Source organism: Capnocytophaga sp. oral taxon 380 str. F0488, assembly GCF_000318255.2.
Taxonomy (GTDB): Bacteria; Bacteroidota; Bacteroidia; order Flavobacteriales; family Flavobacteriaceae; genus Capnocytophaga; species Capnocytophaga ochracea.
Genome location: NZ_KB291205.1, coordinates 25,692 through 34,938, shown reverse-complemented (window position 1 = coordinate 34,938; position 9,247 = coordinate 25,692). Strand labels below are relative to the sequence as shown.

8 protein-coding genes and 1 tRNA gene are annotated in these 9,247 nt (G+C 36.7%); 5 read left to right on the top strand and 4 right to left on the bottom strand.

What is annotated here, in order from left to right; genetic code table 11:
- Positions 1-259 precede the first annotated feature (259 nt).
- Genes HMPREF9078_RS06580 through HMPREF9078_RS06570 form a run of 3 tightly spaced genes read left to right on the top strand, consistent with a single transcriptional unit; the run spans position 260 to position 3,745 of the window.
- Positions 260-568 carry a DUF4834 family protein gene (locus HMPREF9078_RS06580; protein ID WP_009419912.1) on the top strand — a complete coding sequence of 103 codons (309 nt, stop codon included), beginning with the start codon at positions 260-262 and terminating at the stop codon, positions 566-568.
- 34 nt (positions 569-602) lie between these two features.
- A complete protein-coding gene (locus tag HMPREF9078_RS06575) occupies positions 603-2,990 on the top strand; it encodes a YfhO family protein (RefSeq protein ID WP_009419911.1) in 2,388 nt (795 codons plus the stop codon).
- Positions 2,987-3,745, top strand: coding sequence for a hypothetical protein (locus HMPREF9078_RS06570; RefSeq protein WP_009419910.1), 759 nt, complete (start codon positions 2,987-2,989; stop codon positions 3,743-3,745). Before HMPREF9078_RS06575 ends, HMPREF9078_RS06570 begins: the two co-directional genes overlap by 4 nt.
- Before the next feature lie 139 nt (positions 3,746-3,884).
- Here HMPREF9078_RS06570 and HMPREF9078_RS06565 read toward each other — a convergent pair.
- The 3 genes from HMPREF9078_RS06565 to HMPREF9078_RS06555 all read right to left on the bottom strand — a co-directional run bounded on the left by HMPREF9078_RS06565 (position 3,885) and on the right by HMPREF9078_RS06555 (position 5,753).
- A tRNA-Leu gene (locus tag HMPREF9078_RS06565) sits at positions 3,885-3,964 on the bottom strand.
- 87 nt (positions 3,965-4,051) lie between these two features.
- A complete protein-coding gene (locus HMPREF9078_RS06560) occupies positions 4,052-4,960 on the bottom strand; it encodes a bifunctional UDP-sugar hydrolase/5'-nucleotidase (RefSeq protein WP_034543125.1) in 909 nt (302 codons plus the stop codon).
- A 7-nt stretch (positions 4,961-4,967) separates the two neighbouring features.
- On the bottom strand, positions 4,968-5,753 hold the full coding sequence (locus tag HMPREF9078_RS06555) for a 5'-nucleotidase C-terminal domain-containing protein (RefSeq protein ID WP_009419908.1): 786 nt from the start codon (positions 5,751-5,753) through the stop codon (positions 4,968-4,970).
- A 34-nt stretch (positions 5,754-5,787) separates the two neighbouring features.
- On the opposite strand from HMPREF9078_RS06555, the gene HMPREF9078_RS06550 reads away from it, so the two are divergent.
- Both HMPREF9078_RS06550 and dapA read left to right on the top strand, forming a co-directional pair.
- A complete protein-coding gene (locus HMPREF9078_RS06550) occupies positions 5,788-6,336 on the top strand; it encodes a hypothetical protein (RefSeq protein WP_002671644.1) in 549 nt (182 codons plus the stop codon).
- 7 nt (positions 6,337-6,343) lie between these two features.
- Entirely contained in the window at positions 6,344-7,216 is an 873-nt protein-coding gene (gene dapA / locus HMPREF9078_RS06545; RefSeq protein WP_009419907.1) for a 4-hydroxy-tetrahydrodipicolinate synthase, read from the top strand.
- A gap of 43 nt (positions 7,217-7,259) precedes the next feature.
- On the opposite strand, the gene HMPREF9078_RS06540 is transcribed toward dapA, so the two are convergent.
- The gene (locus HMPREF9078_RS06540; RefSeq protein WP_009419906.1) at positions 7,260-8,975 is read right to left on the bottom strand and encodes a murein L,D-transpeptidase; all 1,716 of its coding nucleotides are present in this window, start codon (positions 8,973-8,975) and stop codon (positions 7,260-7,262) included.
- Positions 8,976-9,247: the final 272 nt, after the last annotated feature.

Genomic DNA, 9,247 nt, shown 5'->3' with positions numbered 1-9,247 from the left:
ATATAAGTAGTTGATTCATACTATAATACAACAATGCCAAAAATGTTAAAAACAGGGTTACGAGGCGAAAGTAAGAGAAAGATAAATTCCTTTTAACACACACTTACTCGGTAGTTATTGAGAAACTCTCCTAAAGAGAGGGGGCGTAGCGATACAAAGGTAAAGGCAAAAATAAGGTAAAAGTGGAGGAGATTAGTAAATTTTACAAATTTGTTAGTTCATAATTATTTTATACCTTTGCACCAAAACTAAAAATAAAATGATGTCAGAAGCTTCTTTTTCAGGATTTATACAGACTATCCTTATTATTATATTAGTGTTTTGGGGACTGAGAATCCTCCTGAGAATATTGGCTCCTTATATGATGCGTTTTTTCATAAACAAGGTAAGTGAAAAAATGCAAAAAGAATTCGAGCGTACCCAAAATCAGTACCAACAAAATGCTTATGGGCGAAATCGCTCAGAAGAGAAGGAAGGTAAACAAACTATTATAAATAAGAATTCTCATTCTAAAAACCCTGAAGCTACCAAGCAAGTGGGTGAGTATATAGATTACGAGGAAGTTTGATTTAAGTAAGAGATAAAAGGTAAAAAATAACTAAATGAAAAAAATAGTCCCTCACGTTGTAGTAATAGCGCTATTTGCTGTAATAGCGCTTGCTTTCTTTTATCCTGTATTACAGGGAAAAGGTATCTTCCAAAGCGATATTGTTCAGTATACTGGTATGGCGAAGGAGCGCAATGATTACCGTCAAACAGAAAACAAAGAGACATATTGGACAAACAGCGCTTTTGGTGGTATGCCTACCTATCAGTTAGGGGCACAATATCCTAATGATTTTGTAAAGCAGCTAGACAGAACGTTGCGCTTTTTACCTCGTCCTGCCGATTATCTCTTCTTGTACTTTATAGGCTTTTACGTCCTACTTTTGGTGTTAAAAGTGGATTACAAGAATGCTTTCTTGGGGGCTATTGCCTTTGGTCTTTCTACTTACTTGATTATTATTTTAGGAGCAGGGCATAATGCCAAAGCACACGCCATTGCTTATTTTGCTCCTTTATTAGCGGGTATCTTATTGGTATTTCAGCGGAAATACCTTTGGGGGGGATTACTCACAGCAGTAGCGCTGGCGTTAGAAATCTGCGCTAATCACTTCCAGATGACGTATTACCTGCTTTTATTGGTATTGCTCTTAGGTGTAGGCTTCCTTTATAAAGCTATCAAAGAGAAACAACTCAAAGATTTTGGAAAAGCTATGGCGGTACTACTTGGGGCTGTAGTGGTGAGTGTACTGGCAAATGCTACTTTACTGCTCACGACTCGCGAATACGCCGATTGGAGCACCCGTAGTAAATCGACACTTACTATTACTCCTGATGGAACTCCGAAAGAGCAGAACAGCGGTCTATCAAAAGAATATATCACCGAATACAGTTATGGCATCAGTGAATCACTAAACCTTATCGTGCCTCGTCTTTTTGGAGGTTCTAACCACGAAAACTTAGGAGAAAACTCTAAGACGTATCAGTATTTGGTACAATTGGGGGTACCCCCTATGCAGGCATTACAAGAAACACAACGTTTACCCACTTACTGGGGCGACCAACCTATTGTGGCTGCCCCTGCCTATATAGGAGCTGTGGTGTTCTTCCTATTTGTCTTGGCTCTTTTTGTAGTAAAAGGTAGAATTAAATGGTGGCTCTTAACGGGCTCAGTAATGGCACTCGTACTTTCGTGGGGCAAGAACTTCGGACTGCTCACTGATTTTATGATAGACTACTTTCCGTTATACAATAAGTTTAGAGCGGTATCGTCTATACAAGTAATTTTAGAACTCTGCGTGCCTATATTGGCGATAGTAGGATTACAACAGTTCTTAAAAACACCTGAAGAGGAGCGCAAAAAATACTTACTTTACAGTCTTTATATTTGTTTGGGGGTAATGTTATTGCTTTTCTTAGGAAAAGGATTCTTTGATTTCCAAAGCGCAAACGATGTGTATTACGGCAACAGAGAGATTGTGCAAATGATAGTGGAAGACCGCAAAAGTATTTACACTGCTGATTTGCTGAGAAGCACCGTACTTATACTGCTCACGGCTTTAGCTTTGGTACTTTATCAGTACAACAAAATTCCTCTTAGGGGAATGCAAATAGCACTCTTAGCATTGCTTTTCTTTGATTTGGGAGGAGTAGCCAAACGCTATGTAAACAAAGACAATTTTGTAGATAAATACCTAATAGAAAATCCTTTTGAGGCAACTCCTGCTGATATGGCGATTCTTCAAGACAAGAGCTATTATCGCGTATACGAACCTCAAGTGGGTATCAATGGTGCACGTACTTCGTTTTTTCACCATTCGATTGGAGGCTATCACGCAGCGAAACCTAAGCGCTTGCAGGAACTCTTCGATTACCAAATAGCCAAAGGAAATATGGAAGTGCTCAATATGCTGAATGTGAAATATATACTTTTGCGCAACCAAGAGGGAGAAATACAACCAATGCACAACGAAGATGCCTTAGGTAATGCGTGGTTTATAAAGCAACTTAGCTTAAAAAACAGTGATGATGAGGTGATGAAAGCTTTAAAAGAGTTTCACCCTTCCAAAGAGGCTTTAGCAACGCTCAAAGATTTGAAAACAAACCTTCCATCACAATACACTGTGGATAGCACGGCTACGATTGCACTAAAACATATGCGCCCTGATGAATTAACTTACGAAAGTAACAATTCTCACGAAGGTTTTGCGGTTTTCTCGGAGATGTACTACCCTCACGGCTGGAAAGCGACTATCGATGGCAAAGAGGCGCCTATCTACCGTGTAGATTACACTTTACGAGGAATGTCTGTACCCGCAGGAAAACACGAGATACGCTTTGCTTTTGACCCCGAAGTAGTAAAAACAGGTAGTAGATTAAGTCTTGTAGGGTGTATTTTATTGCTTTTATGGCTTGCAGGAGGTATTTTTGTACAATTTAAAAAATGAAAACACTTTTTACTACTATTGGACTACTGCTAATCAGTATTATTCACGCTCAAGATTTTATAGGCAAAGAATGGCGCATTGATAATTTTTTAGGGGAGTTCCCTGACGTGACCGATGTCTATTTCCTAAAAACACCCGAGAGTAAATATACTTTTGGCGACCGTATTCTCTTCAATTCAGATGGTACTTTCTCCTCTTGGTTAGTAGCCGAATGTGGTAATACCTGCTCTTCTCCTACTATAGGAACTTATCAAGCAGTAGGCAAGTATTTATCTATTCAGGTAGAGAAAATGGAAAAACGAGGGGTGGAATGTGATAGTATTCCTATAGAGCTCAATCTTAATCTCGGTAGTTATTATCTCCACAAAATCTCCAACGATGAATACTACCTCATTAAAAGTACTGGTAATTTTGCTACCGACAAACAGAAACTAAATGACGTAGCCACTTTACTGCGCTTTATTAAAATTTATGATATACGAGGGAAATCACCTAATCCTTCTTTCCAACTGAAAAGTGATATTCCTAAAGACGAGCGCATTGGCAAATTCGTACGCAAACTCTTCCATCTCACTACTTATGAAATCCTCAAAGGCTTCCCTGACAACCATAGTACTCATTACCTTGTAAAAGACCTTAAAACTAACACCTATTACTACCTACGAGAGGAATATTTTAGCAATAAAGTTACTGTTTACTACTTTACTGAAAAAGACTTAAAACAACGTGCTAAAAAATTGAAAAAACAACGGTAAATAAGGAAGAAGAAAAGACAAAAGAGGTACCTAACAGAAGAAGCGAGAACCAAAGTAAAACCTAAAAAATAAATAGTTCTCAAAACTACTTTATATAAGAAAACAAAAAGGAGCTACAATAATGTAGCTCCTTTTATTGTACCTGAGGAGGGAATCGAACCCTCACTCCGAAGAACACGAGTTTGAGTCGTGCGCGTCTACCAATTCCGCCACTCAGGCTCCTTTTTAATTCGGTTGCAAAAGTACGTAAGTTTTTTAAATATACAAAAAAAACGAGTACTTTTTTACAAAATAATTTATAACAACCTATACTTCAATAGTCACTGCTTTGTTTTTTACAAGGCTACCTTCCTCAAAAATGAAGTCTACTCTTCCCAAATTAATACCATAACAACCTACTTGATTTACCAAAGTAGTATTTCCTCTTTTATTTGTAACCAAAGTAGGACGAGGTAAAAAAGTATGTGTATGACCTCCTATAATTAAATCGATATAAGAGGTTTGAGCAGCTACTTTTAAATCGGAGACCTTAGGGCTATTTTTGTAATCATATCCTAAGTGAGACAGACAGAGAATTAAGTCACAATGTTCTTCATTATAAAGTTTGAGTTCCATATCTTGTGCTATCTCTATAGGGTTCAGATAAACTGTTTCGCCGTATTGTTTTTTATTTACCAAACCTTCCAATTCAACGCCCAGACCAAAAACTCCTATTTTAATACCATCTACCATATAAATTTTATAGGGGTTTGTATACCCATTGAGGAGCGTTTTACTTACATCGTAATTAGAAATGATAAAATCAAACTTGGCGTGAGGAAGCTGTGCAAAGAGCCCCTCTACCCCATTGTCAAAATCGTGATTCCCTAAGGTAGCAGCATCGTATTTAAGCATTGACATTAGCTTAAACTCTAACTCACCTCCATAGAAATTAAAATAAGGGGTGCCTTGAAAAATATCTCCTGCATCGAAAAGCAAGGTATGAGGATTTTCTTTACGTACTTGGTCGATGAGATATGCCCTGCGCGCTATTCCTCCTTTATTAGGGTTATGAGGGTCAGTAATAGGGAAAGGGTCGATGTGACTGTGTACGTCGTTTGTATGCAAAATAGTAATTTGTTTTGCATTGCTTGGCTTCATTGATAGCGATAGACCTCCTACCCCCATTAGCAAAGATGAAGCTCCTATGTTTTTAATAAAAGTACGTCTTTTCATAATCGTATTATAATTTATATTCAAATCGGTTATCTTTTTTAGCGTCTAATACGTCTATTTTTTTGAAATAGTCAATCAGTACATTGCGAAGTTTATAATCTGTTTCATCTACTTTTAAAGAATTTTCGAAGAAGTACATCGCATCTCCCCCATTCATTAAATAATCGGAAGTAGCAACTATATAAGTAGCTTTAGAATCGAAAGGTTTCCCATTGATATTGAAATGAACCACCTTACCATCTTTGGTGATTTGCAAATCTATTTGCTTTGACAGAGGGTGAGGTTTTCGCTCTTTAATCAGATAGTTAAGAAGCTCTTGTACTTTCTCTCCTGACATTGTAAGTACTACTACTTTATTCTCAAAAGGCATTATATCATAAACTGAACCTACTGTAACGTCACCTTTAGGCAAATCGGAACGAATACCTCCCCAGTTGAGCATTACAAAGTCGATATCCTTACCTGTACGTTTTTTGTAAAGAGGATTTACAATTTCGAAGGTAGCATCAGCCATAAAATTACCAATAGCGGTATTTAATGCTTTTTCTTTTCTATCTTTCACCAAATCGGCTGGGTTTTGAGCTAAGACGGTAGACATCTCAGAGGATATGTGTTCGCGATATGGTGTGATAAAGTTTTCTATTTCAGCTTTTTGTGAAATAGTATCGGTAATAGGAATGTTTATAGCTTTTACTCTTGTAAGCTGCGTTTTAGACGAAGAACAAGAGGCTAAAAATCCTATTGTTACAAGCAATACAAAAAAATAATGCTTCATTACATCAAACTTTTTCATAAATATATTTCTATTTTAAAAATTATTTTTACCTTTGCAATCACACGCAAAATTACAATATATTTTGGACATCGTAAAAAATTATAACATAAAAAATAAAATTCGGAAGAATTTTAAAGCCTTAGAAAGTTATAACAAAAGGTTAGACAACAACTTAGCAAAAGTTGGTTGTATTGTGGATATGGATGTAGTGAAGAATGTAGACCCCTTATTGGAGCTTATAAAATACTATTCCATTCGCCCTGAGAACTATATTGTCTTAGGATATAAGCGTGAATCAGAAGAAACTCACGCTAATGGAACTCCTTTTCTGATTGATAAGGAAATTAATTGGCAAGGAAAGATTAGGAATTACCACGCCGATAGATTAGCTGAACAAGAATATGACTTGCTCATTAATTATTTTAGCGAGCCTAAATTGCCATTGTTGCTATTATCTTCGTCTATCAAGGCTAAATTAAGAGCTGGTTTTGAAGGAATAGGGCTACAGTACAACGATATTGTGATAGCTTGTTCTCCTGCTGATGAAAAGGTTTTTGCTAATGAATTAAAAAAAATATTAGAAACCATTATTCGCAAATAAAAAAATTATGACAAAACAACTAAGAGGAACTGGTGTGGCTCTTATCACACCTTTCACAGCTGAGAAGCGGGTGGATACTAAGGCTCTTACCCGTATAGTAGAATATGTAACTGATGGTGGAGTAGATTTCATTGTAGTTTTGGGAACTACCAGCGAAGCTCCTACTCTCAGTAAGGAAGAAAAGGCTCTTGTACGAGAGACTATTATCAAGGCTAATAAAAAGCATTTACCCTTAGTATTAGGTATTGGGGGCAATAATACCCAAAGTGTTATTGAGGAAATCAAGAGTACGGATTTAACCCCTTTTGATGCGATTCTATCTGTAACGCCTTATTACAATAAACCTTCGCAAAATGGTTTATATGCACACTTTGCAGCAATAGCCAAAGAGAGTCCTTTACCTATTATTTTATATAATGTACCTGGGCGCACAGGGGTATGTATGACCGCTGAAACCATATTGCGATTGGCTAATGACTTTAAGAATATTATAGCTGTAAAAGAAGCTTCGGGTAATTTAGTGTTAGATATGAATATCTTAAAAGATATGCCTAAACATTTCACTTTCTTATCAGGAGATGATACTACGACCCTTCCTTCAGTATATATGGGTGGTAGTGGAGCAATTTCGGTGATTGGGATTGCTTTCCCTAAGGAATTTTCTGAGATGGTACGGTTAGGGTTAAATGGTAATACTTCTAAAGCCAATGCTTTGCAATACGAATTGTTACCTATGATGGGTTTAGCTTTTAAAGAAGGGAACCCCACAGGAATTAAAGCTATTTTAGCTGCTCAAGGCTTATGTGAGCCCTATGTGCGTTTGCCTTTGGTAGAGGCTTCGGATAGTTTAAAAGAAGAAATAAGAAAAGCTTTAAAATAAAGGGCATTAAAATAAGTGACAAATAAAAAAAGCGGTTTGAAAGTTAACTTTCAAACCGCTTTATGTCTTTCAACTGTTCGTTATCAAGATCGTAGATATCATTCTTTATAGTTGCTTCGCCTTTCTTATCTACCGATATGGTGTAGTACAGAATATTAATCATATATTTTGTATTGAGTTTTACACGATACTGATTGCGCTTATTATTGTTCATAAAGTCTTTAACCTTCTCTTCTGTCCAAGACTTTCCATCTCCTTCATTCTTCAGTAGATAATAGGCTAATTGCGAAGGATTTTGCACGCGTACACAGCCGTGACTAAGTGCACGTTGCTCACGTTCGAACAAATACTTCGATGGTGTATCGTGCAAATATATACTCATATTATTATTGAGCAGGAACTTCACTAAGCCCAATGAGTTGCGCTCGGAGGGAGCTTCTACAAAATAAAAAGCACGTTTATGCACTAATGGATTCGTCCAATCTACCTCTAAGGGGTCTATCACCTTGCCATTTTCATACATAGTATAACCTCTATTTTTGTATCTTTCGGGGTCTTCTTGCAATAGCATTTGAGGAATCATTTCCTTTCTGATAATACTTTGAGGCACAGACCACGTAGGGCGAAATTCTATTGAACGAATAGAATCGGTGAAAATGGGAGTTGAGCTTTGAGCTCGCCCCACCACTACTTTGGTTTGATATATTAATGAGTCCTTATGATATAAAAAAAGTTTATAATCAGGGATATTCACAATTATATAATCATCACCTAAATCATTATTGAAAACACGCATACGCTCCATATTGAGCCTAAGTAAATCGCGCTGGCGTGCTTTATTCATATTCAGACGATTGAGTGTTTGGATACCTAAGGAACCATCAGGAGTAAGCCCTTTACTGCGCTGAAATCTTTTCAATGCCCATATAAGGGTACTATCTACTTCCTGAGGGTCGATTTTGGGAACTGATCCAAAGCCTTTTTTAGCTAAGGCATTGCGCAAGCTCTCGACCTCAGGATCGGTATACCCGTAAACAAAGTTTTTAGGGTCTGAAAATTTAATGACACGAATAGTGTCAAGAGGCTGACTTTTGAGTTGTATATACTTATATTTCATTCGTCTATACTGTTCTCCTTTGGGATAAAGACTTGCTAATTTTGCTTCTAAATCATCGTTATCTCCCAAATGTAAGAGCATATCAATATTCCGATATTTATATTTTGGCTTTATCCACGTATGTTTTCCATAGGCTCTTTTAGAAAAGCGACCAGAGGTAAGGTGCTTGGCGAAAAGCAAAAAAGAGGCGGTAATTTGTTTATCTAAATAAGCCTTATAATCATTAGGGAGTTTGTATTTATAGGCACTATCTACCACTTTTTTCAAAGCAGAACGCCTATAAGTTTCGGGGTTTAGACCATCTTCTTCAATACATTTTAAAGCTTCTATATACTGCGAAAAGATGCGAGAAGGGATATCTTCGAAGAGCCAACGAGTTTTTCCTCCATTTTCTGTATAATAACTATGGGTTTCGGACTGTATTCCTTTTTTATAAGTAGCATCAAGAACTGTAAGATTTTCAAATGAAGTTACAGAGGTATCTACTGCAATAGTAAGAGCCTCAGTATAAACCTCTTTACCAGCCTCATTTAATGAAGAATTGGGGTGAGAAGTAGTGGGAGTAGTTTTTCTACAGCTTTGTAAGATGATAAAAATAGCTATTAAAACTGCAATTTTTATCTTTAAATCAATATGAATCATATTAAAAACATATTTTGGGTGCAAAGATAAGGATAATTAGGGAATTAGCAAATTTGGAAATTAGGAAATTAGGGAATTAGCAAATGTGAAAATTAGCAGATTAGCAAATTTGGAAATTAGGAAATGATGGGGAGAGATTAAAATAGTTATTTGATTGGTCGGAGGGTGTGGTACTTTCGGAAGGAAACGAAAAATATCAGAAGTACACTGAGAGTAATTTTGAAGAGAAAAGGCTATTAGGAGGGTATGCTTAGCTTATAGGAAGCTTATAG